22 protein-coding genes and 1 riboswitch are annotated in these 22,398 nt (G+C 38.4%); of the genes, 9 read left to right on the top strand and 13 right to left on the bottom strand.

What is annotated here, in order from left to right; genetic code table 11:
• Positions 1 to 24: 24 nt before the first annotated feature.
• Genes xseA through KP712_RS04520 form a run of 3 tightly spaced genes read right to left on the bottom strand, consistent with a single transcriptional unit; the run spans position 25 to position 2,874 of the window.
• On the bottom strand, positions 25 to 1,344 hold the full coding sequence (xseA, locus tag KP712_RS04530; RefSeq protein ID WP_215770610.1) for an exodeoxyribonuclease VII large subunit: 1,320 nt from the start codon (positions 1,342 to 1,344) through the stop codon (positions 25 to 27).
• Position 1,345: 1 nt separating this feature from the next.
• Positions 1,346 to 2,560 carry a cupin domain-containing protein gene (locus KP712_RS04525; protein WP_048953848.1) on the bottom strand — a complete coding sequence of 405 codons (1,215 nt, stop codon included), beginning with the start codon at positions 2,558 to 2,560 and terminating at the stop codon, positions 1,346 to 1,348.
• Positions 2,561 to 2,562: 2 nt separating this feature from the next.
• On the bottom strand, positions 2,563 to 2,874 hold the full coding sequence (locus tag KP712_RS04520) for an RnfH family protein (RefSeq protein WP_048953846.1): 312 nt from the start codon (positions 2,872 to 2,874) through the stop codon (positions 2,563 to 2,565).
• Between the two features lie 86 nt (positions 2,875 to 2,960).
• Between KP712_RS04520 and KP712_RS04515 the strand changes: the two genes are divergently transcribed.
• Both KP712_RS04515 and KP712_RS04510 read left to right on the top strand, forming a co-directional pair.
• Positions 2,961 to 3,377 (top strand): EamA family transporter, encoded by a 417-nt coding sequence (locus tag KP712_RS04515; RefSeq protein WP_048953844.1) that lies wholly within the window; start codon positions 2,961 to 2,963, stop codon positions 3,375 to 3,377.
• 7 nt (positions 3,378 to 3,384) lie between these two features.
• Positions 3,385 to 4,146 (top strand): class I SAM-dependent methyltransferase, encoded by a 762-nt coding sequence (locus KP712_RS04510; RefSeq protein WP_140523781.1) that lies wholly within the window; start codon positions 3,385 to 3,387, stop codon positions 4,144 to 4,146.
• 53 nt (positions 4,147 to 4,199) lie between these two features.
• Here the strand turns inward: KP712_RS04510 and KP712_RS04505 are convergent, their stop codons facing one another.
• The 6 genes from KP712_RS04505 to KP712_RS04480 form a co-directional block, all read right to left on the bottom strand.
• Positions 4,200 to 4,814, bottom strand: coding sequence for a YfgM family protein (locus tag KP712_RS04505; RefSeq protein ID WP_140523778.1), 615 nt, complete (start codon positions 4,812 to 4,814; stop codon positions 4,200 to 4,202).
• 17 nt (positions 4,815 to 4,831) lie between these two features.
• Complete coding sequence (gene hisS, locus KP712_RS04500; protein WP_140523775.1) at positions 4,832 to 6,103, bottom strand: histidine--tRNA ligase; 1,272 nt, start codon at positions 6,101 to 6,103, stop codon at positions 4,832 to 4,834.
• A gap of 9 nt (positions 6,104 to 6,112) precedes the next feature.
• On the bottom strand, positions 6,113 to 7,219 hold the full coding sequence (gene ispG / locus KP712_RS04495; RefSeq protein WP_005630108.1) for a flavodoxin-dependent (E)-4-hydroxy-3-methylbut-2-enyl-diphosphate synthase: 1,107 nt from the start codon (positions 7,217 to 7,219) through the stop codon (positions 6,113 to 6,115).
• Positions 7,220 to 7,230: 11 nt separating this feature from the next.
• Positions 7,231 to 8,142: a RodZ family helix-turn-helix domain-containing protein gene (locus KP712_RS04490; protein ID WP_048953838.1), complete on the bottom strand. Its 912-nt coding sequence runs from the start codon at positions 8,140 to 8,142 to the stop codon at positions 7,231 to 7,233.
• A 70-nt stretch (positions 8,143 to 8,212) separates the two neighbouring features.
• Positions 8,213 to 8,755, bottom strand: a complete 543-nt coding sequence (gene pilW, locus KP712_RS04485) for a type IV pilus biogenesis/stability protein PilW (RefSeq protein WP_048953837.1) — start codon at positions 8,753 to 8,755, stop codon at positions 8,213 to 8,215.
• Between the two features lie 100 nt (positions 8,756 to 8,855).
• On the bottom strand, positions 8,856 to 10,007 hold the full coding sequence (locus KP712_RS04480) for a bifunctional tRNA (adenosine(37)-C2)-methyltransferase TrmG/ribosomal RNA large subunit methyltransferase RlmN (protein ID WP_005630119.1): 1,152 nt from the start codon (positions 10,005 to 10,007) through the stop codon (positions 8,856 to 8,858).
• Between the two features lie 246 nt (positions 10,008 to 10,253).
• Between KP712_RS04480 and KP712_RS04475 the strand changes: the two genes are divergently transcribed.
• The 7 genes from KP712_RS04475 to raiA all read left to right on the top strand — a co-directional run bounded on the left by KP712_RS04475 (position 10,254) and on the right by raiA (position 17,144).
• The gene (locus KP712_RS04475; RefSeq protein WP_215770609.1) at positions 10,254 to 11,132 is read left to right on the top strand and encodes a D-alanyl-D-alanine carboxypeptidase family protein; all 879 of its coding nucleotides are present in this window, start codon (positions 10,254 to 10,256) and stop codon (positions 11,130 to 11,132) included.
• A 203-nt stretch (positions 11,133 to 11,335) separates the two neighbouring features.
• A complete protein-coding gene (locus tag KP712_RS04470) occupies positions 11,336 to 12,217 on the top strand; it encodes a metal ABC transporter substrate-binding protein (RefSeq protein WP_005637458.1) in 882 nt (293 codons plus the stop codon).
• Complete coding sequence (locus KP712_RS04465; protein ID WP_111407535.1) at positions 12,217 to 13,137, top strand: ATP-binding cassette domain-containing protein; 921 nt, start codon at positions 12,217 to 12,219, stop codon at positions 13,135 to 13,137. The genes KP712_RS04470 and KP712_RS04465 overlap by 1 nt, the downstream gene beginning before the upstream one ends.
• A 3-nt stretch (positions 13,138 to 13,140) precedes the next feature.
• The gene (locus KP712_RS04460; RefSeq protein ID WP_048953834.1) at positions 13,141 to 13,989 is read left to right on the top strand and encodes a metal ABC transporter permease; all 849 of its coding nucleotides are present in this window, start codon (positions 13,141 to 13,143) and stop codon (positions 13,987 to 13,989) included.
• On the top strand, positions 13,982 to 14,803 hold the full coding sequence (locus tag KP712_RS04455; protein WP_106014084.1) for a metal ABC transporter permease: 822 nt from the start codon (positions 13,982 to 13,984) through the stop codon (positions 14,801 to 14,803). The genes KP712_RS04460 and KP712_RS04455 overlap by 8 nt, the downstream gene beginning before the upstream one ends.
• 190 nt (positions 14,804 to 14,993) lie before the next feature.
• A riboswitch (glycine riboswitch) is annotated at positions 14,994 to 15,104 on the top strand.
• 111 nt (positions 15,105 to 15,215) lie between these two features.
• Entirely contained in the window at positions 15,216 to 16,586 is a 1,371-nt protein-coding gene (locus KP712_RS04450) for a sodium:alanine symporter family protein (RefSeq protein WP_111407533.1), read from the top strand.
• Between the two features lie 234 nt (positions 16,587 to 16,820).
• On the top strand, positions 16,821 to 17,144 hold the full coding sequence (raiA, locus tag KP712_RS04445; RefSeq protein WP_009499739.1) for a ribosome-associated translation inhibitor RaiA: 324 nt from the start codon (positions 16,821 to 16,823) through the stop codon (positions 17,142 to 17,144).
• Between the two features lie 73 nt (positions 17,145 to 17,217).
• On the opposite strand, the gene KP712_RS04440 is transcribed toward raiA, so the two are convergent.
• The 4 genes from KP712_RS04440 to KP712_RS04425 are packed head-to-tail and all read right to left on the bottom strand — an operon-like array spanning position 17,218 to position 22,385.
• Positions 17,218 to 18,534: an MFS transporter gene (locus KP712_RS04440; protein ID WP_111407532.1), complete on the bottom strand. Its 1,317-nt coding sequence runs from the start codon at positions 18,532 to 18,534 to the stop codon at positions 17,218 to 17,220.
• A 55-nt stretch (positions 18,535 to 18,589) separates the two neighbouring features.
• Complete coding sequence (menH, locus tag KP712_RS04435; RefSeq protein ID WP_111407531.1) at positions 18,590 to 19,333, bottom strand: 2-succinyl-6-hydroxy-2,4-cyclohexadiene-1-carboxylate synthase; 744 nt, start codon at positions 19,331 to 19,333, stop codon at positions 18,590 to 18,592.
• Between the two features lie 60 nt (positions 19,334 to 19,393).
• Positions 19,394 to 21,100 (bottom strand): 2-succinyl-5-enolpyruvyl-6-hydroxy-3-cyclohexene-1-carboxylic-acid synthase, encoded by a 1,707-nt coding sequence (gene menD / locus KP712_RS04430; RefSeq protein ID WP_111407530.1) that lies wholly within the window; start codon positions 21,098 to 21,100, stop codon positions 19,394 to 19,396.
• Entirely contained in the window at positions 21,081 to 22,385 is a 1,305-nt protein-coding gene (locus tag KP712_RS04425) for an isochorismate synthase (RefSeq protein ID WP_165818738.1), read from the bottom strand. Before KP712_RS04425 ends, menD begins: the two co-directional genes overlap by 20 nt.
• Between the last annotated feature and the right edge of the window lie 13 nt (positions 22,386 to 22,398).

Raw genomic sequence — 22,398 nt, 5'->3', positions numbered from 1 at the left:
GCTTATTGATGTAAATGACAAATATTATATAACTTTACTGATAATTCTTCCGTCTTTAACTTGCGTCGTGATACATTCACCTTTCTTTACATCTTGAGTACTTATTATTGCTTTTCCTTGAGCGTTTTCCGCAATGGAATAACCTCTTGCCAATACCTTCAACGGGCTTAAACCATCCAATTTTCCACATAACGTTGCCAGTTTATTTTGACGTTCCGTCACTTGGCGATTTACACAAAAATTTAACCGCACTTGTAACTGCTCTAAGCGTTGTTGATGACGTTGCAATCGATATGGCAATGGATTTTGTTTCAAACGAGAAGAAAGTGCGGTGAATTTTTGTTGTGTATTTTCAAACTGACGTAACATAGCAAGTTGCAAGCGATGCGCAAGCTGTTCATTTTTCGCTTGTTGAGTGCGTAATTGATTCTGTGGATGTTGATTTTGCAATCGTAAGGTTAGCTGTTTCAAACGCTGGCTTTTTCGCGTAAATAAACGATCAAATGCCATATCTAAACGTTGCTGTTGATGGCGAAGTTGTTGTAATAATTCATCTTGATTACGACTCACTAATTCAGCCGCAGCAGAAGGGGTCGGCGCACGAAGATCTGCGACAAAATCGGCAATCGTTACATCCGTTTCATGCCCCACCGCACTGATAATAGGTAAGGTTGAACGAAAAATCGCTCTCGCCACTTCTTCTTCATTAAAACACCAAAGATCTTCTAATGAACCACCACCACGGCCAACAATTAATACATCCACTTCTTGTCGCAGATTGGCAAGTTCAATCATTTGCACAATTTCTGCGGTCGCCTCTTTGCCTTGAACCGCAGTGGGATAAATAACAACTTTTAAACTTGGATCACGACGTGCCAAAATATGCAAAATATCTTGCAATGCCGCACCTGTAGAAGAAGTAATAATCCCAACCGCTTTACTAAAGTGCGGTAGATTTTTCTTAAGATTTTGAGCAAACAATCCTTCCGCAGCCAACTTCATTTTTAATGCTTCAAACTGCTGTTGCAATAAACCTTCACCGGCGGGATGCATGGAATCAATAATAAGCTGATAATCACCACGAGGCTCATATAAACTCACATTGGCACGCACAAGCACTTGCATCCCATTTTGCGGACGAAAAGCAACACGCAAATTTTTCATGCGAAACATCGCACAACGCACCTGCGCATTTTCATCTTTCAGCGTTAAATACCAATGCCCAGACACGGGTTGCGTAAAATTGGAAATTTCACCCGTTAACCAAATTTGTGAAAAATTCCCTTCGAGCATCTGGCGCGCAGCAGAATTCAGTTGAGATACGGAATAAATATTGTCTGACATATTATTCAATTAACGCCCAACCATCATCAACCCAGTTACAAATTGAATCCAACAGTAGATCCATTGAGGTTTCAGGATCTTCGGTTTCATTCACTAGATTTGATAAAAATGCCCAATCCAAACTTTCACCATTAGATAAGCGTTTCAACACTTCGGTCTCAATCACATTAAGTTCATCTAACCACTCACCATTAGCATAAATTCGCAGCGGATTTTCGGTGTAAAGCAATTTACAATTGTTGTCTTGAGAAAGGAATGCCCCATCCTCTTCTAAAATTGACCGCACTTCATCAGGATCACACATTTCATCAGAGACTAATAACTCGTAACGACGAGAACTCACCGAACTTGCTACGGCTTGCTTAAACAACGCATCAAAAGCTTCTGAATGAGCCAATTTATCCAATAAAAGCTGTTTCATTGCTTGAATATTTTCATCCGCAAGTTTACCTGTACGTTGTACAGACTGGCTTAAACGTAGCGGTAAATCAAATTCACTTAAATTCAAATCAGGATCTTGATGACAAAAACCTTTACTTACGCCATCAATTAAATTGCTTAAATTTGGATAACGCAAGCCAAAAGAAAAGGTTAAACAATCATCTTCAGCCACACCATAATGCGCCATACGGGCCGGAATATAGAGAATATCGCCCGGATTCATCACTTCATCAATCACCAATTCACCCATATCATCAAAAATTCGAATTGGCTGATTAGATTTAAATTCGGTACTTGGATCACACCATTTACCTAATTGCCAACGGCGATGACCATATCCTTGCACTAAGAATACATCATACTCATCATAATGTTTACCAACAGAGCCTCCCTTAGGGGCATAAGACACCATAATATCGTCACGTTGCCACTGAGGTATAAAGCTAAATTTGTTCCAAAGCTGTCCTAATTCAGGAGACCATTGCTCCAAATTTTGAACTAACACCGACCATTTTTCTGGTAACTTTTGAAAATCCTTGTCACTCAAGGGACTAAAAAAAACTTTCCAATCATCATCAGAAAATGTCTTCACTAAACGAGCGGTAACATCTTCGTTTTGCGCGAGTTCAATAATATCTTGTGGCTCAAACTGCCCAACGATTTCAGGCAAACCGTTACGAATCACAAGTGGCTTTTTCTGCCAATAATCGCGTAGAAAAATTTCTGGCGTGATATGGTCAGGTAAACAAAAATCAACAGATGAAAGTGCGGTCATTTTTAAGCTCCTTTTTCTTTGTCTTTGGCTGCTGCAGCTTGCTCTGCTGCACGTTTACGGCGAATTTCTTTCGGATCAGCAAGTAATGGACGGTAAATTTCAATACGATCGCCCTTTTTTAATACATCAGTCAATTTAATTGGACGACTGAAAATCCCAATTTTATTTGTGCTCAAATCAATATCAGGAAATTGGCTTAAAATCCCTGATTGTGTAATCGCCGTTTGCACGGTGATTCCTTCATCAACTTGAAAAGATTTCAAATAATAACGTTCTGGCAAAGCATAAGCGATTTCAATGTTAATCTGATTCATTTTTACTTCTTCATAAAAAAAATTTCCGTTATTATAGCGGAAAAGTATAGCGAATTTTAGGGGCTGTGGGTAAATAAGGAAAGAGTATGAATTGGGTATTTTTTGCGATAGGTTCTGCATTTTTTGCAGGGCTCACGGCGATCTTAGGCAAGCTTGGCGTAGAAGGGATGAATAGTAATCTTGCCACCTTTATTCGAACTCTTGTCATTTTATTTGTGACGGCAGGCATTCTATCTGCTCGTAACGAGTGGCAATTGCCACAGCATATTGCAGTAAAACCGTTTAGTTTTCTGATTTTATCAGGTATTGCAACTGGGTTGTCTTGGCTTTGTTATTATCGCGCGCTCCAACTTGCTCCTGCCTCTTGGGTTGCACCAATTGATAAATTAAGTGTAGTTATTGCAATTATTCTGGGGGTTGTCATTTTAGGGGAGCCACTCAGCCTAAAATTAATTATCGGTAGTATTTTAATTTTATCAGGCGTACTTGTTTTGGCGCTATAGTAAAAATATGATAAATCAAATCAGTGTTTACGATAAAGAAAATTTCTTTGAGCTTTACCAAAAGCTTCGTTCTAATCCTCTTAGTTTAAATGAAGTTGTTGAGAAACCGACAATGCTTTCACTTTTGCCAGACTTACAAGGAAAAAAATTACTTGATCTTGGGTGTGGGGCTGGTGAACATTTAGCACTTTATTTATCAAGAGGCGCCAGACACGTAGTTGGAATCGATCTATCTACAAATATGTTAAAGCAAGCTAAAATTGATTTAGAAAAGTGCGCTGAATTTAAAGACTGTTTTTCTCTTTATCAATTACCTATGGAAAAGCTTATTGAATTACCAGAAGATAATTTTGATGTAATTACGAGTTCTTTTGCTTTTCATTATGTAAAAGAATTTCCTCAATTGTTGTCTGCAATTTTTAATAAGTTGAAAGCAAATGGTGTACTTGTTTTTTCTCAAGAACATCCTATCACGACCTGCCATAAGACGGGGGACCGTTGGGAAAAAAATGAGAATAAACAGCAAATTGCTTACCGTTTGAATCATTATCGAGATGAAGGAGAAAGAGAACGGAGTTGGTTTAAGCAGGCTTTTAAGACTTATCATCGTACGACTGCAACGATTATTAATAATTTGATTAAAGTAGGTTTTCAAATTGAGCGAGTGGAAGAACCAATGTTAGCAGATCAGGTTCAATGGCATCATGAATTTAAAGATTTACAGCATCGCCCCGTTTTGCTTTTTATACTTGCTAGGAAGGTTGTGTGATTTTATGGCTAAAAAGATAAGAAATACCCGCACTTTGATGCGGGTATTATTTTTTAAAGGTTGTTTAATTTCATTTTTGCCATTTGTTGTTCTAATTGGCTACCACTTTGTTGTGCTTGCTCAAAGCTGTTTTTAGCCGCAACTTTATCTCCTTTGGCGACTTGAATATCGCCAGTTAAGAGCGCTTTACGAGCATCAAAACTTTCACCTTTCACTTGGTTTAAGGTAGTTAAAGCATTGTCTAATTGACCCAATTGAAATTGTACCGCACTGAGACGTAATGCAACAATAGATGTTAATACTTCATCTTGAGATTGAGTTAATGCTTGATTTAAGTTTACTTCTGCAGCTGCAAAATCTTGTTTCTCAGCCGCTTTTTTCGCTTCATCTAACAAAGCAAAAACAGCGTATGCAGTTTTGCTGTTAGCTTGCACAAATTGTTCTATATTTGCTTTTTTAGCTTGTTCATCTTGTTGTGCAGAATAGATTAACGCATCATACTGTGCAGAAGCTTGAGCGATTTGCTCTGCTTGGTGCGCTTGCCAATAACGCCATCCAAACATCCCCCCCACACCTAAGATAAAAGCGACAATAATTGTTTTGCCATTCTCTTTCCACCAGTCTTTCAACTGGTTAATCTCTTGTTCTTCTTCAATGGAATAAGCCATGTTTTTCCCCTTTTAAATTAAAATTGAGTTTGAATATAGTCGATTACATTCACTAAATCTAAGGTTTGCTGATCTGCGCCACCTTGCAAGTGTTTAACAACGACTTGTTTATTTTGAACTTCGCTTTCGCCGATAACTAATGCCAATGTTGCACCAGATTTATCTGCACGTTTAAATTGTTTTTTGAAATTACCGCCAGAGCAGTGCAACATGGTATTTAAGTGCGGTAATTCTGAGCGTACTTTTTCCGCTAATTCAAAAGCGGCTAATGTTGCGCCTTCGCCTTGATAAACAACATAAATATCCACCGCACTTTTCACAGGAACATTTGGATTAACTTCTTGTACCAACAAGACTAAACGTTCTAACCCCATCGCAAATCCGATGCTTGGCGTTGCGTGTCCGCCAAGTTGTTCCACTAAACCGTCATAACGACCGCCGCCACACACGGTACCTTGTGCGCCAAGAGCGGAGGTTACCCATTCAAATACAGTTTTGTTGTAATAATCTAAGCCACGAACGAGTTTAGGATTAATTTCATATTGAATACCCACTGCATCTAATAATGAACATAATTGTTCAAAATGCTCACGGCTTTCATTATCTAGATAATCAAGTAATTTTGGCGCGTTATCTAATACTTTTTGTAATTCTGGATTTTTGGTGTCCAAAATACGAAGCGGATTTTTTACTAAACGGTCTTTTTCTTCATCGCTCATTAAATCTTGATGATTTTCTAAGAATCCAACCAAAGCTGAACGATAATTTGCTCGAGCTTCTAAAGAACCAATTGAGTTAAGTTGAAGTGTCACATGTTGATCGATACCTAATGCTTTCCATAAACGGTAGGTAAGCATGATTAATTCGGCATCGATTTCTGGATTCGCAATACCGAATACCTCAACACCTGCTTGATGGAATTGACGGTAACGACCTTTTTGTGGACGTTCATGACGGAACATTGGCCCTATATACCATAAACGTTGTTCATTGTTATAGATCCAACCATGTTCAATGGCGGCACGCACGCAACCTGCAGTGCCTTCAGGGCGTAAGGTTAATTGTTCGTCGTTATCCCAAAATGTGTACATTTCTTTTGAAACAACATCGGTTACTTCACCGATTGCACGCGCAAATAATGGTGTGCTTTCTACAACTGGCATACGCACTTCGGAATAACCATAATTGTTTAATACCTGGCGTACTTGCGCTTCAATCCATTGCCATAATGGAGATTCAGTAGGGGAGCAATCGTTCATTCCTCGGATTGCTTGAATAGTTTTAGCCACGAGCTTTCCTTAAATAATTCTGTTTTTTGGATCTTGTTGTGCGACTTTCGCACGAATTTTTGCTTCTAATTGGTTAACAATATCTTCGTTATCGAAGCGTTCTTTTTGTCGTTCGCCATTAAGATAATAACCGCTTTTTTTGTTACCACCAGTTACCCCGAGATCAGATACGAGCGCTTCTCCAGGACCATTCACTACGCAACCGATAATTGATACATCCATTGGTGTAATAATATCTTCAAGGCGTTGTTCTAACGCATTTACTGTACCGATTACATCAAACTCTTGGCGAGAGCAGGTCGGGCACGCAATAAAATTAATGCCACGAGAGCGAATTCGTAAAGATTTGAGAATATCAAAACCTACTTTAATTTCCTCTACGGGATCCGCGGCCAATGATACACGTAATGTGTCACCAATACCTTCGGCAAGTAACATACCTAAACCTATTGCAGATTTAACCGCACCTGCACGTGCACCACCCGCCTCAGTAATACCTAAATGTAATGGTTGCTTGATAGATTTGGCAAGTAAACGATAAGCTTCTACCGCTAAGAACACATCAGAGGCTTTTACACTCACCTTAAATTGATCGAAGTTAAGACGGTCTAGAATTTCTACATGACGCAATGCTGATTCTAATAATGCTTCTGGTGTTGGCTCGCCGTATTTTTCTTGCAGATCTTTTTCTAAAGAGCCTGCGTTTACGCCGATACGAATCGGAATATTTTTGTCACGAGCACAATCAACAACGGCACGGATGCGATCTTCACGACCAATATTGCCTGGATTGATACGTAAACAATCCACTCCATATTCTGCGACTTTTAGCGCGATACGATAGTCGAAATGAATATCTGCCACGAGCGGGACATTCACTTGTTGTTTAATTTGTTTAAATGCTTCTGCAGCGTCCATTGTTGGAACAGATACACGAACGATATCTGCACCAACACGTTCTAATGATTTAATTTGAGCAACAGTCGCCTCCACATCAGTGGTGCGAGTATTTGTCATTGATTGCACGGCAATTGGTGCATCACCACCAACGGGGACATTTCCTACATAAATTTTTGTCGATTCACGACGCTTAATGCTTGGTTGAAAAGCTGACATCTTTTTCCTTATTAAGGTTGTGAAAGTTTGAATTTTGCAATGCGACCATCCACTTTTAATGGATAATTTTCGCCTTTATAGGTGATACGTACATTACTTGGTGCGCCAACTATTAATGAAAACTCATCTCCATTAAAAGTTAATACTTCACCTTTTTTGTACTCTTTTTGTGCTAATACTCGGCGATTCTTATCTTTTACGCTGAGCCAGCTCGTATTATTTAAGATTTCTACAATCAAGTCTCCTTTCACAGTCGGGGCTGCTGGAGAAATTGATGGATTTTCTACCGCACTTTGAGTGTCAGAAACTGATTTTTCATCGTTTTTTGTTTGTGGAACGGCATTTTCTTGTGCTATTTCTGGTAACACATTATTTGTTATTTCTACTGGTTGTGAGACTGCTGCTGTTGTTTCTGGTGCAGTTTTATTACTCTCTTCTGTTGTCACAAGAGCTGTGGTTGGCTGATTGTTTTCGGTAGAAGCAACATAGCTTTGTACTAAGTCATCACGTTCTTGGTTATTTTGTTGGTAACTTTGCCACCACCAAAGTCCAGTCATGCCAAGGACTAAAATAAGTACAATGATAGATAAACGTCCGACCCAACGAGAGTGTGATGAATATTGATTTACTTCACGAGTTGAACGAGCATTTTTACTCAGATCGTTTTTACCGTTCTCTGCAAATGTAATATTTTCCCATACAGAATCAGGTAAGCGTAAGAACTTGGCATAGCTACGCACGTAGCCTTTTACAAAGATTGCAGGGGTAGCTTTTTGAATAAATTCGTTATTTTCAAGCTGCTGTAATATGGAGGGACGCAGCGAAATTTCTTTGGCGACGTCTTCGAGAGAAAGATTCAAGTTTTCACGTGCTTGGCGAAAAATCTCACCTGGTGAAAGTTCTTGCTCAGTTGTTGGATTCATAAATTCAATTAAATAATATGCGATAAATAAAGGCTAAATTCTAAAGTCCAACGCTTGATTTGGCAATGCTTTATTTAAAGGTATTAAATTTTTCCGCTCGTTTACTATCTGTTTGTCGCAATTTTTGTAATGCTTGTTGATAAATATCCATTTTTTTAGCGGAATAAGCACAAAGGGCCATATTTTCAAATGTATCTGCTTGATGATAATAATTAGGTGAATTCAGTGCGAGTTGAAATTGCTGCTGAGCTTGTTCAAATTGTTTTTGACGACATAAAAATGTCCCAAAATTATTATGTAAGTCCCCCTGTTGATTATTGAGTTTTAAAGCTGTTTCATATTCACGATGTGCGTTCTCAATTTCACCTTGTTGTTGATAATAATGCGCAAGCGCTGAATGCACGAGATAGTAATTTTTATCGTGTTGAAGTGCTTTATCTAAGTTGATTTTAGCGAGTTGAGGATTATTTTGTTGAAGGTAACCAAGTGCAAGTTCTACGCGAGCTTTCGCTGCTGATTGTTGATTGAAATCTTGAATGGTTGATTGGGAAACGCAAGCAGAAAAAATGAAAGGGAAAATAACCGCACTTAGTTGTTTACTTATTGTTTGCATTTTTTCTCCTTTTAACAGGGGAGGAAGAAATAGTTAATATGTTTTAATTCGTATGAAAACATAGGGCATGTGAACTTGATTCATTCACATGCCTAAAATATTAATTAACTTCTGTTACCCCAATATTTTGTCCAAATTGGCGTTTCATTGCCGTACGTTTAGTACGATCGATAACATCTCCAGCTAGCTGTCCGCAAGCTGCATCAATGTCATCTCCTCTAGTTTTACGGATAATCACGGTAAAGCCATATTCCATCAAGGTTTTTTGGAAGCGGTCAATACGCGTATTCGAGCTTTTTGCATAAGGCGCTTCAGGGAACGGATTCCATGGAATTAAATTAATTTTACAAGGTGTATTTTTTAATACTTCTGCAAGTTGATGTGCATGTTCTACACCATCATTCACATGATCGAGCATGACATATTCAATCGTAACTTTACCATGGTTTGCATTTGATACGCTTAAATAACGATTTACTGAGTCAATCAACATTTTGATATTATATTTTTTGTTGATTGGCACAATTTCATCACGCAATTCATCGTTTGGGGCATGTAATGAAATAGCCAAAGCCACATCGATCATTTTGCTCAAGTTATCTAGTGCAGGTACGACGCCAGAAGTTGATAAAGTGACACGACGTTTTGATAAACCGTAGGCAAAATCATCTAACATAATTTCCATTGCGGGAACAACGTTAGCGACATTTAACAAGGGTTCGCCCATTCCCATCATTACCACATTTGTAATTGGTCTAATGCCAGTCACCCCAAAGTTGCCAATAATTTTAGAGGCTCTCCAAACTTGGCCGATAATTTCTGAAACCGTTAAATTGCGATTAAATCCTTGTTGTGCTGTTGAACAGAATGTACAAGCCAAGGCGCAGCCAACTTGGGAAGATACACAAAGCGTAGCGCGATCTGCTTCGGGAATATACACAGTTTCAACTTGTTGTTCACCCACTTGCATTGCCCATTTTATCGTGCCATCGGCTGAACGCTGTTCAACGGCAACTTCTGGGGCTTTAATTTCTGCAACTGCCTTGAGCTTTTCTCGTAATTTCTTATTAATGTTTGTCATATTGTCGAAGTTATCTTCGCCAAAATGATAAATCCATTTTACTAACTGATCTGCTCGGAATGGTTTTTCGCCGAGTTCTTTAAAAAATTCGCGCATTTGTTGGCGCGTTAAATCCATTAGATTAATTTTTTTAGCAGGTGCATCTGATTGCACAGACAATAATTCTGACATTTTAGCCTCGTTATTACACATTGTGGCGATAGCGTTGTGTTGGTGTTTTTATCAAAAGCTCACAACGAAAAATTCGCAATTAAAAAATGAACGGCGATTGTACAGATTTGTCACCGCATAATCTAGCGGAATTCAAAAATGATGGAAAATCTCACCGCACTTTTTTGCGATCTAGATCGAAAATATTTCCAATTACAGCGTAAAAAGTGCGGTAAAATGTGAGCCTATTTTTTAAGGTGACCAATAATGTTTAAAAAAGCTTTATTTATTTTATCTTTGTGTCCTTCTTTTGCAGTGGCACAGTCTTATGTTGTGTATGATTTTACGCATAATCGAGTGTTGGAAAGCCATGCGCCTGATAGCGTTCAGCCTATTGCTTCTGTAACGAAATTAATGACGGCGAACGTTTTTCTAGAGAATAATACAAATCCTAATTGCACTATTGCGATAACCAGTGACGATCGTGATTACATTAAAGGTACAAGCACGAAATTACCGATGAATGTTCCGATGGCTTGCAGAGAATTATTAAAGGCGATGCTCGTGCATTCTGATAACTATGCCGCCCATGCGCTTTCTCGTGCAGCAGGAATGAGCAGAATACAATTCATTAATAAAATGAATGAAAAAGCTCGTCAATTAGGTATGTATTCTACTCGTTTTCATGATAGTTCTGGTTTATCGAGTAGCAATATCTCTAGTCCTATGGATTTAGTTAAACTTGCTAAGCATTCTTTAAATAAGCCTGAAATTCGACAACTATCCAATATCAGTGCTACGAATATTCAAGCTGGAAGATATAGTGTATTAATGAAAAATACAAATAAATTAGTGCGTGATGAAATTTTTGATGCGGTGGTAAATAAGACAGGCTACATTCGAGAATCTGGTTATAACCTTGTTTTCATCAATAAACACCCATGTAAAAGTTCTACCATCGGTGTAATTAGTCTCAATAATTCTTCTTCTGCATATCGTTCTAGCTTTACTAAAAATAAATTAGAAAAATACGGTTGTACGGCATTGAATGGACGAACCATTCATGACGTTGAAGGCGAGGCACAATATGAAGATGGCTATGATGAAGAAGGCTTAAATGACTTAATTAGAAAAGTATCAGGCTAATAGAATAACCGTTGAACACATAGGGAAAATCTATCACATTTTTTGTTATTCTCTATGTAATTAAAAATAATCACATAATTTGATAATTATTTTCATTTGAAAAACGTAATAAAAATAGTACTATTACCCATGATGAATAATTGTTGAGCAGTTGAGCGATTATTCAGGCATCCAACCTCTATACTTTTTTATAAGGACATATTATGCGTAATTCATTAAAAATTATGACCGCACTTGCACTTGGTTTGTTTGCAATGCAGGCTAATGCAAAATTCAAAGTCGTCACCACCTTCACTGTGATTCAAGATATCGCACAAAATGTGGCGGGTAATGCGGCTACAGTGGAATCTATCACCAAACCAGGTGCTGAAATTCATGAATATGAACCTACTCCAAAAGACATTGTAAAAGCGCAATCTGCTGATTTAATTTTATGGAATGGTTTAAATTTGGAACGTTGGTTTGAGCGTTTCTTCCAAAATATTAAAGATAAACCAGCTGTGGTGGTGACAGAAGGTATTCAACCATTGTCTATTTATGAAGGCCCGTATAAAGATGCGCCTAATCCACACGCTTGGATGTCGCCATCTAATGCATTAATTTATATTGAAAATATTAAAAATGCATTGGTTAAATACGATCCACAAAATGCAGCAGTGTATGAAAAAAATGCCGCTGATTATGCTCAAAAAATTAAACAACTTGATGAGCCACTTCGTGCAAAATTAGCACAGATTCCAGAAGCTCAACGCTGGCTTGTGACAAGTGAAGGTGCTTTCAGTTATTTGGCGAAAGATTACAACTTAAAAGAAGGTTATTTATGGCCAATCAATGCTGAACAACAAGGCACACCACAACAAGTGCGTAAAGTGATTGATTTAGTTCGTAAAAACAATATTCCTGTTGTGTTTAGTGAAAGTACAATTTCAGCAAAACCAGCACAACAAGTAGCTAAAGAAAGTGGCGCAAAATACGGTGGCGTATTGTATGTTGACTCTCTTTCTGCGAAAAAAGGCCCTGTGCCAACTTATATTGATTTGCTTAACGTAACTGTATCAACCATTGTTAAAGGATTCGGAAAATAATGGACTCTTTCTCGACATCAATTTGGGTTAATGATGTAACTGTTCGTTACAACAATGGCCATACAGCTATTCACAATATGACGTTCTCATTAAACAGTGGAACTATTTGTGCATTAGTGGGTGTGAATGGCAGTGGTAAATCCACATTATTTAAAAGCATAATGGGGCTTGTGAAGCCACAACAAGGTGAAATCAGACTTTGTGATTTGCCAATTTCCCAAGCACTGAAACGTAATTTGGTTGCTTATGTTCCACAATCTGAAGAAGTGGACTGGCAATTTCCTGTGTCAGTGTATGATGTCGTGATGATGGGGCGTTATGGGTATATGAATTTCCTTCGTATCCCCAAGGCGATTGATAAACAAAAAGTTCAAGAGGCGATGCAGCGAGTGAACATTGAGCATCTCGCGCATCGTCAAATTGGTGAGTTATCTGGCGGGCAGAAAAAACGCGTGTTTTTGGCCCGCGCTTTAGCACAACAAAGTCCAATTATTTTATTGGATGAACCTTTCACTGGCGTTGATGTGAAAACTGAAAATGCTATTGTTGATCTTCTTCAACAGCTTCGAGAAGAAGGTCATCTTGTTCTTGTCTCAACTCATAACTTAGGTTCTGTCCCAGATTTCTGTGATCAAGTAGTGATGATTAATCGTACGGTGATTGCAGCAGGGAAAACGGAAGATACCTTTAACCAACATAATTTGGAAATTGTGTTTGGTGGGGTATTACGCCATATTAAATTATTGGGCGAAGATTTACATAATGATGAAGATAAACGTGCGGTTACTGTCTTAACGGATGATGAAAAAGCCGTTGTATTCTATGGTGAAACTAAGCAAGATCCTCCAGCACCAACAACACAGGATTGCCATTTCGAAGACTGCCCTTGTAAAAGTGCGGTGAAAAAAGAGAAGGATTAAGGCATGTTAGCATTATTATTAGAACCTTTTTCCTATGATTATATGCTCAAGGCGATGATCTTGAGTACGGCAGTGGGTGGGATTTGTGCTTTTTTGTCTTCGTATTTAATGCTTAAAGGCTGGTCTTTGATTGGCGATGCACTTTCTCATTCTGTTGTTCCTGGTGTCGCGATAGCTTATGCCTTTTCTTTGCCTTATGCACTTGGTGCATTTTTTGCCGGAATTTTAGCCGCACTTTCCATTCTTTGGATTAAATCTATTTCTAAACTGAAAGAAGATGCCGTTATCGGATTTATTTTTAGTACTTTCTTTGCATTAGGTCTATTAATCATTTCTTTAAATCCAACCGCAGTAAATGTGCAAAGTATCATTTTAGGCAATATTTTAGGTATTGCAGACGAAGATATTTACCAAGTGGCAATTATCATCGGTGTTTGTTTAGTATTGCTTTTATTATTTTGGAAAGATTTACTACTGATCTTTTTCGATGAAACACAAGCAAGAACGGTAGGGCTTTCGCCATTATTTTATAAAGTTTTGTTTTTTACTCTATTAAGTGCTTGTGTGGTAGCTGCATTGCAAACTGTAGGGGCTATTTTAGTGATTGCGATGGTCATTACCCCGGGTGCGACAGCATATTTACTGACAGATAAATTCAAAACCTTGTCAATCATCGCTATTATTTTAGGGGCGGTGACAAGTTTTGTTGGTGTTTATATTAGCTATTATTTAGATGGTGCCACAGGCGGTGTGATTGTCACATTGCAAACATTATTATTCTTGGCAGCTTTCTTATTTTCACCAAAATATGGTTTGCTCACTCGTAATAAAAAGGCGGTAGAAAATGTTTGATTGGCTTTTAGAACCGCTACAATTTGAGTTTATGCAAAATGCCTTGTTGACAGCATTTATTGTTTCAATTATTTGTGCGTTGCTTTCTTGCTATTTAGTCTTGAAAGGTTGGTCGTTAATGGGCGATGCGATTTCCCATGCGGTGTTGCCTGGTATTGTACTTGCTTATTTGGCTGGAATTCCTTTAGCGATTGGGGCATTTTTTTCTGGCATTTTTTGCTCGCTTGGAGTGGGATATTTAAAAGAGAATAGTCGTATAAAAGAAGATACGGCAATGGGCATTGTATTTTCTGGAATGTTTGCCATTGGTCTTGTTATGTTCACCAAAATTCAAACAGAACAGCATTTAACGCATATTTTGTTTGGTAATGTATTGGGCGTAAGTCATCAAGAACTTATTCAAAGTGCGGTCATTTCTGCGATAATTTTTTGTATGATTGTCTTTAAACGTAAAGACTTTTTGCTTTATTGTTTTGACCCAAGTCATGCTCGTGTTGCAGGGCTTTCTCCAAAGATTTTGCATTATGGATTGTTAATGTTGCTTGCTTTAACAATCGTAAGCACGATGCAGGTGGTAGGCGTTATTTTGGTGGTGGCAATGTTAATTGCGCCAGGAATTACCGCACTTACACTCACAAAATCTTTTGATAAAATGTTATGGATTGCTATAGTAAGTTCCATTACATCAAGCCTGATTGGCGTAATATTGAGCTATCATTTTGATGCGTCAACTGGTGCTTGTATTATTTTATTACAAGCGATATTTTTCATAGGAGCATTATTTTTGAGTCGCATAAAGCAAAAAACGTACTAAGTTTTTATTACTTAATTTATTATTCAAAATGATTTTTGAAATTTATTTCTTATTTTGTTAGAATTCATGCGCTTTTTATCTCTTATATAGGAATGAAAAGTGAGTTCGGATGAAGGTAGCTGGAGAGCGGGGAATTGACCCCACACCGACGATGTAAAATCTTTCAGGTGCGATGGCAGGGACTGTTACTGGACGAACCCTTGGAGAGATCCATTTTAGAAATGGACGCCGAAGGCGCAAAAGAGCGGTTAATTTTTCAATCGTTTTTCAAACGCTCAGGCAAAAGGACAGGGGCAAAAGACAATCTATCGTAAGTGTGGAAATTATCTATCTTTTCACCGCACTTTCTTTTCTATTGTATCTTTTCGTCTTCTTGTCGTGTTTATTTTTGATTTAAACGACGAGGAATCACATGACAATTGAGTCAATTCTTTCAGCTATTGATAGCTTTATTTGGGGCGCTCCGCTACTCATACTCTTATCGGGCACAGGGCTCTATTTAACGCTACGTTTAGGCTTTATTCAAATTCGCTATTTACCACGAGCGCTAGGTTACTTATTTAAAAAAGATAAAGGTGGAAAAGGTGATGTGTCATCTTTTGCCGCACTTTGTACTGCATTAGCCGCAACAATTGGAACAGGGAATATTGTGGGCGTTGCAACTGCTGTACAAGCAGGTGGACCTGGCGCTATTTTTTGGATGTGGTTAGTCGCCTTGTTAGGAATGGCAACAAAATATGCCGAATGTTTACTCGCAGTTAAATATCGTGTTCGCGATAAAAATGGCTTTATGGCTGGCGGTCCAATGTATTACATTGAACGCGGTCTAGGTATCAAGTGGCTAGCAAAATTATTTGCATTATTTGGTGTAATGGTTGCCTTTTTCGGAATCGGCACATTCCCACAGGTCAATGCAATTACCCATGCAATGCAAGATACCTTTAATATTCCGGTTTTAGTTACTGCAATTATTGTGACGCTTTTAGTCGGCTTAATCATTCTTGGTGGTGTAAAACGTATTGCAACCGCATCATCGGTAATTGTGCCGTTTATGGCGATTTTATACGTCACTACTTCACTGGTTATTATCCTTTTAAATATAGAAAAAGTACCAGATGCGATCTCATTAATTATTTATAGCGCTTTTGATCCGCAAGCTGCGCTAGGCGGGGCTGTTGGCTTTACCGTAATGAAGGCGATTCAATCAGGCGTTGCTCGAGGCATTTTCTCCAATGAATCAGGTTTAGGAAGCGCACCAATTGCAGCCGCAGCGGCACAAACTCGTGAACCTGTTCGACAAGGCTTAATTTCCATGACAGGTACATTCTTGGATACCATCATCGTTTGTACAATGACAGGGATTGTATTGGTATTAACTGGAGCGTGGAACAATCCTGAACTAGCGGGTGCGACAGTAACAAACTACGCCTTTGCACAAGGTTTAGGGGCATCAATTGGCGCAACGATTGTAACCGTCGGTTTATTATTTTTTGCATTCACAACAATTTTAGGCTGGTGTTACTACGGTGAACGTTGCTTTGTTTATCTCGTTGGTATTCGTGGCGTAAAACTATATCGTTTAGCTTATATTGTGTTGGTAGGGTTAGGCTCATTCTTACACTTAAATTTAATATGGATTATCGCCGATATCGTAAATGGTTTAATGGCCTTTCCAAATCTCATCGCACTCATTGGATTGCGAAAAGTTGTGATTGAAGAAACGAAAGATTATTTCCAACGCTTGAAAATAAATCATCACGATCAAGATGAAATCGTAGAATAATCAAATGAAAAAAGGTGTGGATACAGTCAATATCCACACTTTTTTTCTTATCACAATTTCCCATCTTAACAACTTATTTTAGAAAGAAAAGCAGCTTTTTTCAGAAATTAGACATAGATCATATTTTTAAAAATTACTTTGACATTTCCTCTTAAAGCCCTTGAAAACCCGAATTAAGAAAGCTATTTTGTAATCAAAGAAAACTGTAAATCACGCAACAAAGAGGTAAATGCTATGACACTTAATATCACCAGTAAACAAATGGAAATCACCCCTGCAATTCGTGAACACGTGGAGGAAAGACTCGCGAAATTAGGTAAATGGCAAACACAGTTAATTAACCCACATTTTGTTTTAAACAAAGTACCGAATGGATTTACTGTAGAAGCATCTATTGGCACGCCACTGGGCAATTTATTGGCAAGTGCAACCTCAGATGATATGTATAAAGCAATTAATGAAGTTGAGGAAAAATTGGAGCGCCAGCTTAATAAACTTCAACATAAAAGTGAATCTCGTCGAGCAGATGAACGCTTAAAAGATTCATTTGAAAGTTAATATTGAAAATAAGCTAAACAAAGAAAAGCAAAAGAGCGGCGAAATTTCACCGCTCTTTTTTTCTTAACTAGGATTAGATTTGTGTTAAATCTACATTTTTAGTTTCTTTTGACGCAAATAATGCCAATAGAGTCATGAGGGCATTGATTGCTAAATAAATACCTACGCCCATCACACCAAATGACGCATTAATTTTTAAAGAAATCATCGCTGCAATCGTTGCACCAATAATTGATGCTAAATTATAGGCGAGAGATGCGCCTGAATAACGCACTTCCGTTGGAAATAATTCTGGTAATAGCGCAGCCATTGGACCAAATGTCATCCCCATGATAGCCATACCAATTACTAAAAATGCAAATACGCTCATTGGGGTACCATTTTCTAAGAAGAATGGCATGGTTAAACCGAGCACACCAACAGCAACAGTCACCCAAATCAACCATTTACGGCGACCAATTTTATCAGCATAAACACCAGAAATACTGATAAAAATACCAAATACAATAGCACTAATTAATAACAAGCCAGTAAACGTATTTGCTGGGATACCTAAGCCAAGCGCATAACCTGCTTCAGAAATCTTTGGTGCTGTTCGAGAATATGCCTGAGCAAAAGCCGTCATAATGTAAAACAGAGAATAAGTTGCCACCATGATAAATGTGCCAATAATCATTGGTTTTAAGTGTTTAGTAAAAACAACACTCACTGGTGCATTCAATTTTTTCCCTTTTTGCTCCGCTTCCACAAATACATGGCTTTCATGCAAAGTTAAGCGAACATATAAGCCGACAGCGACCAATAAAACGGAAGATACAAACGGAATACGCCATGCCCATTCCACAAGGGCATCTTGTCCGAGGAAATAGCTAACTAAGAAGAATGTTGCATTCGCTACAAATAAGCCGATTGGCGCACCTAATTGAGGGAACGTACCGTACCATGCACGTTTACCTTCTGGCGCATTTTCTGTTGCAACTAAAGCTGCACCGCCCCATTCACCACCAAGTCCAATTCCTTGACCAACACGGCATACGCAAAGCAAAATCGGTGCCCAGATACCGATTTGAGCATAGTTAGGAAGTAAACCAATGACCACTGTTGAACCGCCCATTAAAACAAGGGAGGCAACCAAGGTTTTTTTACGACCAATTTTATCGCCAAAATGACCGAATAATGCAGAACCAATTGGACGTGCAAAGAATGCTAAAGCAAGCGTAGAAAGAGAAAGTAAATCATTAGAAAGCGGATCATCGCTATGGAAGAATTGCGTATTGAAAACTAATACAGCGGCAGCCGCATAGATATAATAATCAAAAAATTCGATTGCTGTACCGACCATCGAGGCTAACGCCACTTTCATCGGATTATTACGAAGTTGTGTAGACATTGCGTTTCCTTAGTAGTTTATTATAAAGACAAAGAATTGAATCCTAGCACTTTAACTAAGGTCTAGCAATTTTTAATATGCAATTTTCTATTTTTTCAGAGAAATATTTTGAATTTTCTGAATGAGAGTTATGACCAGCGGAAGGAATGGTTACTAAATTAATTTGATTTTCTTTGGCTAAAACTTGGAACTTATGATCTCGTTCCCCACAAAAATAAAAAAATGGCAAAGAACTTAACCGCACTTTTTCACTAAAATCAGGTTGTTTAGATAGACTTGTCGCCAGCAGCATCTTGCCAATATTTTCACCGCAATTTGATTTTCGTTTTTCAACTAACCTCTGTCTTTCTTCTACAGTCAAATGAGAAAACACGGGCTGTTGATACCAATCATTTAATACATTTTCTGGCGGTTCTTGTATAAAACGTTGCGCCCAAGCAAAATCATGTTGAAAACGAACCTGTTTTTCTTCGTCAGTTTTTAAACCTAGATTCGCCCCTTCTAAAATAACGCCTTGCAAATTAGATCGTTCCACCTGAGCTTGCAGTGCATAATACAGAGCAATCCTGCCACCTAGAGAATACCCAACAAGAAAATACGGTTCATTTTTCACCGCACTTTTAATTTGCTGAGCAAAATACTCCGCCGAATCTTCAAAATTTGTCACTTCAAGGTCTTTAGCTTGCCCGTGAAAAGGCAAATCTAGCGCAATACAATTAAAGTGCGGTAGATTTTCAATGACTTTTTGCCAGTCATTTTTTGTACCAAGAAGTCCGTGAAAAAAAATGATGTTTATCATTGAAGGGATTATTGATAGAAATAATAAAATATGGCGGACTAAAGCCCGCCTACAGAATACTTAAGCACCAATTACTGCGTGACTAATTTGCTCGATTAAGCGTTTATACAAACTACTACCATCACTCGGATTCGTTTTAATTTCAATTAACGTTGCCTTGCGACGACTATAAGCCTGTTTCACAACAGAATTGAGATCTGCCCAAGTATAAGGATGAGCGTATTTAAGATCGAACATTACCGCGATTTGAGAAAAATCGCCATTATGCGGTAATCGATAGAACTGATCTTTGACTTGTTCATCCACAGGTAACATATCAAAAATCGCACCGCCATTATTATTGATCACAAAGATTACCGTTGGTTGGGTAACGTTTTTGAATAATGCGAAAGAATTCAAATCATATAAAGTGGACGTATCGCCAATCACCGCAACAACAGGTTTATTTGAACCAATACCAATTCCAGCTGCCGTAGCCAACAAACCATCAATTCCACTCGCACCACGATTGGTATAAACAGGATAACTTTCTGGTAATTGCGTTAGTGCATCAACCAAACGAACAAGTAAACTATTACCTAAAAATAAAACACCGTTATAAGGTAAAAGTGTTGGTAAACGTAATGCAAGCGAGGCTTCCGTTAAATTTCCGCCTACTTGCTGTTCAATAAAGGTCGCACAGAACTTAGATAAAGCTAACGGCTCAAGCAACCAAGGCTTTTGGCGTAAAGGTGGATGCGCACGCAACCAATGATGTGCTTTAGCATTGAATCTTGTCAATGAATGATGGTAAGGATCCAATGCTTTACCGCTTTGTTCAACCAACCAAAATTCACCTTTAAACGCTTGTAAGAATTGATTAATTCGTTTACTAATAAAGCGTGCACCAAATTGAATCACAATATCAGCTTGCAGAAGTTTTTCACGAACAGTTTGGTTTGCGAGCCAAATATCTTCATAAGGCGTTGTTGGAACAACACCAGATTGAATATCCGTTAGTAACACCCAGCCCATAGCGCTTGCCCAAGAATTAATGCCCATCGCTTGTTCTGCAGGTAATTGACCAACCACAACAACACCACGTTTGGTACGCCAATGATCCCAGTTTTCATGCATTAATACTTCGTTCTGTTGCGCTTCTACATTCATCCAAGGCTTAGTTTGAATTAACCAGCGTTGTAACGGCAGCAGCCAAGGGTGAGAATCTACTTCCTCATCAGTTGCATCATAAAGTGGCTCGGCAAATGGCACATTAATATGAACAACACCACCTTGTTGTTTTTGTTGAAAGGCAGCCTGTTCAAGTAGAGAAATCAACCATTGCGCAGAATAATCCTCGTTCGGTTTAGGTAAATTAACATTTGCAACTGGATACTGACCAAACATATTTTGCTGCAAAATAGCCTGATTTGCACCGCACTCCCAAAGTTCTGGTGGACGATCAGCAGTTAAAACAAATAGATTAACACCAGTTTGGCGTGCTTCAATAATTGCGGGATAAAGGTTTGCAGTCGCCGTGCCTGATGTAACAATAATTGCAACAGGTGATTGAGTTGCCTTAGCAATACCCAAGGCAAAAAAACCTAAACCACGTTCATCAAAATGCGTATGACAAGTGACTGAACCCGCATTTTGCAAACGTACGGCTTCAAGAGTTAAAGGTGTCGAACGCGAACCTGGCGCGATACAAACGTGAGAAACGCCTTGGCGTACCAAGGTTTCTAAAATCACTTTCGACCAACAACGATTAAACACGCTTACCGACATTTTTTTCTCCGTTATCATTTTCTTCTGCAAACAAGGAAATCAACCCTGCCGCTTTACGTTCAATTTCTTTCCATTCTTCCAATGGCTGCGAGCCCGCCACGATGCCCGCACCAGCAAATACACGAATACGATGACCTTCAATAAAGGCTGAACGAATCGCCACACAAAACTCTGAACATGCATCGCTCATCACGCCCAATGTTCCCGCATACCAGCCTCGATCAAAGGTTTCAATTTCTGACAAACTCATTTTGGCTTGTTGCTGTGGCAAACCAGATACCGCAGCTGTAGGATGAATCGCTTTTAATATATTTACATCTGTATAATGTGCAGTCAAATTTGCACGAATTTTACGAATCAAATGTTGTACTTTACGTAACGGTTTTAATTCCACATTGCTTACATCAAAACTTTCTACTTGATTACGTAAATTCTGCGAAATATCTTCTACAACCAACCAATTTTCTTTTAAATTTTTCTCGTCATTTAACAACCAATTGGCTTGAGATTGCGTTTCTTCCTCACTTTCAGAAACCGATGCTGTCCCCGCCAAAGCTTCGGTTAGCAACAAGTTATACTCACGAGCAAATAGGCGTTCTGGCGTAGAACCGACAAAAACTGAATGAGGATGTTCAGCCCACAAAAAATGATAACAACCTTGATTTTGTTGTTCGCTTTCAGCTAAAAAATCGTACGCATTAATCGCTTGCTTTAAATGAAAAGTAGTTTCATTGGCTAATACAATTTTTGTCAGTTCCCCACTTTTAATTTCTACCAAAGCCTGATTTACCCAATCACACCAAGTTCTTTCGTTAGCTCTAGGCTCTGTATGCAAAGGAACCTGTTTTGGCAAAGCAGAAAGTGCGGTGAGATTTTCAAAAGTTTTGAGGTGGGCTAAAGTATCATTCGCACTTTGCTCATCTTTCACAAAAAATGATACCAATGCACCTTTCTCATCCTGTTCAACAAGAATTTTTGGTAATACAAATTGTGTAGCACCTTGAAATTGCAAACCACCGACTAATGGAAAACTACTTTCTTTGATAAATTCTTGAGCTAAATTTAACTGTGAAAATGACCGCACTTCACCAATAGCAGCTAATGCTTTTGCTTCATCTCGAAAATGTAAATAAAATTGTGGATACGCAGATTGACCTTTCAGCCACGCCAACAAATCGACCTTGTCCAGTTTCACCTGAAAACGAACAAGTTCATTAGTGGATTGCTGTAAATATGCGTGAATTTGCGATTTTAACTCGCCTATTGCCTGCGCTAAATAACTCATTAGATTTTGTTTT

The sequence above is a fragment of the Haemophilus sp. SZY H68 genome, from assembly GCF_018829685.1.
Classification (GTDB): Bacteria; Pseudomonadota; Gammaproteobacteria; order Enterobacterales; family Pasteurellaceae; genus Haemophilus; species Haemophilus haemolyticus_K.
The sequence above is the reverse complement of the archived record's forward strand: the minus strand, read 5'-3'. Positions and strand labels throughout refer to the sequence as shown.

What these genes read in the sequence shown, in the direction of transcription:
- KP712_RS04515 (WP_048953844.1), top strand. Translation starts at nt 2,961, where the DNA reads ATGAATTGGGTATTTTTTGCGATAGGTTCTGCATTTTTTGCAGGGCTC.
- KP712_RS04510 (WP_140523781.1), top strand. Translation starts at nt 3,385, where the DNA reads ATGATAAATCAAATCAGTGTTTACGATAAAGAAAATTTCTTTGAGCTT.
- pilW (WP_048953837.1), bottom strand. Translation starts at nt 8,755, where the DNA reads ATGCAAACAATAAGTAAACAACTAAGTGCGGTTATTTTCCCTTTCATT.
- KP712_RS04480 (WP_005630119.1), bottom strand. Translation starts at nt 10,007, where the DNA reads ATGTCAGAATTATTGTCTGTGCAATCAGATGCACCTGCTAAAAAAATT.
- KP712_RS04475 (WP_215770609.1), top strand. Translation starts at nt 10,254, where the DNA reads ATGTTTAAAAAAGCTTTATTTATTTTATCTTTGTGTCCTTCTTTTGCA.
- KP712_RS04505 (WP_140523778.1), bottom strand. Translation starts at nt 4,814, where the DNA reads ATGGCTTATTCCATTGAAGAAGAACAAGAGATTAACCAGTTGAAAGAC.
- menD (WP_111407530.1), bottom strand. Translation starts at nt 21,100, where the DNA reads ATGTCGGTAAGCGTGTTTAATCGTTGTTGGTCGAAAGTGATTTTAGAA.
- KP712_RS04465 (WP_111407535.1), top strand. Translation starts at nt 12,217, where the DNA reads ATGGACTCTTTCTCGACATCAATTTGGGTTAATGATGTAACTGTTCGT.
- ispG (WP_005630108.1), bottom strand. Translation starts at nt 7,219, where the DNA reads ATGTCAGCTTTTCAACCAAGCATTAAGCGTCGTGAATCGACAAAAATT.
- KP712_RS04460 (WP_048953834.1), top strand. Translation starts at nt 13,141, where the DNA reads ATGTTAGCATTATTATTAGAACCTTTTTCCTATGATTATATGCTCAAG.
- raiA (WP_009499739.1), top strand. Translation starts at nt 16,821, where the DNA reads ATGACACTTAATATCACCAGTAAACAAATGGAAATCACCCCTGCAATT.
- KP712_RS04490 (WP_048953838.1), bottom strand. Translation starts at nt 8,142, where the DNA reads ATGAATCCAACAACTGAGCAAGAACTTTCACCAGGTGAGATTTTTCGC.
- menH (WP_111407531.1), bottom strand. Translation starts at nt 19,333, where the DNA reads ATGATAAACATCATTTTTTTTCACGGACTTCTTGGTACAAAAAATGAC.
- KP712_RS04455 (WP_106014084.1), top strand. Translation starts at nt 13,982, where the DNA reads ATGTTTGATTGGCTTTTAGAACCGCTACAATTTGAGTTTATGCAAAAT.
- xseA (WP_215770610.1), bottom strand. Translation starts at nt 1,344, where the DNA reads ATGTCAGACAATATTTATTCCGTATCTCAACTGAATTCTGCTGCGCGC.
- KP712_RS04425 (WP_165818738.1), bottom strand. Translation starts at nt 22,385, where the DNA reads ATGAGTTATTTAGCGCAGGCAATAGGCGAGTTAAAATCGCAAATTCAC.
- KP712_RS04450 (WP_111407533.1), top strand. Translation starts at nt 15,216, where the DNA reads ATGACAATTGAGTCAATTCTTTCAGCTATTGATAGCTTTATTTGGGGC.
- KP712_RS04520 (WP_048953846.1), bottom strand. Translation starts at nt 2,874, where the DNA reads ATGAATCAGATTAACATTGAAATCGCTTATGCTTTGCCAGAACGTTAT.
- KP712_RS04440 (WP_111407532.1), bottom strand. Translation starts at nt 18,534, where the DNA reads ATGTCTACACAACTTCGTAATAATCCGATGAAAGTGGCGTTAGCCTCG.
- KP712_RS04525 (WP_048953848.1), bottom strand. Translation starts at nt 2,560, where the DNA reads ATGACCGCACTTTCATCTGTTGATTTTTGTTTACCTGACCATATCACG.
- KP712_RS04470 (WP_005637458.1), top strand. Translation starts at nt 11,336, where the DNA reads ATGCGTAATTCATTAAAAATTATGACCGCACTTGCACTTGGTTTGTTT.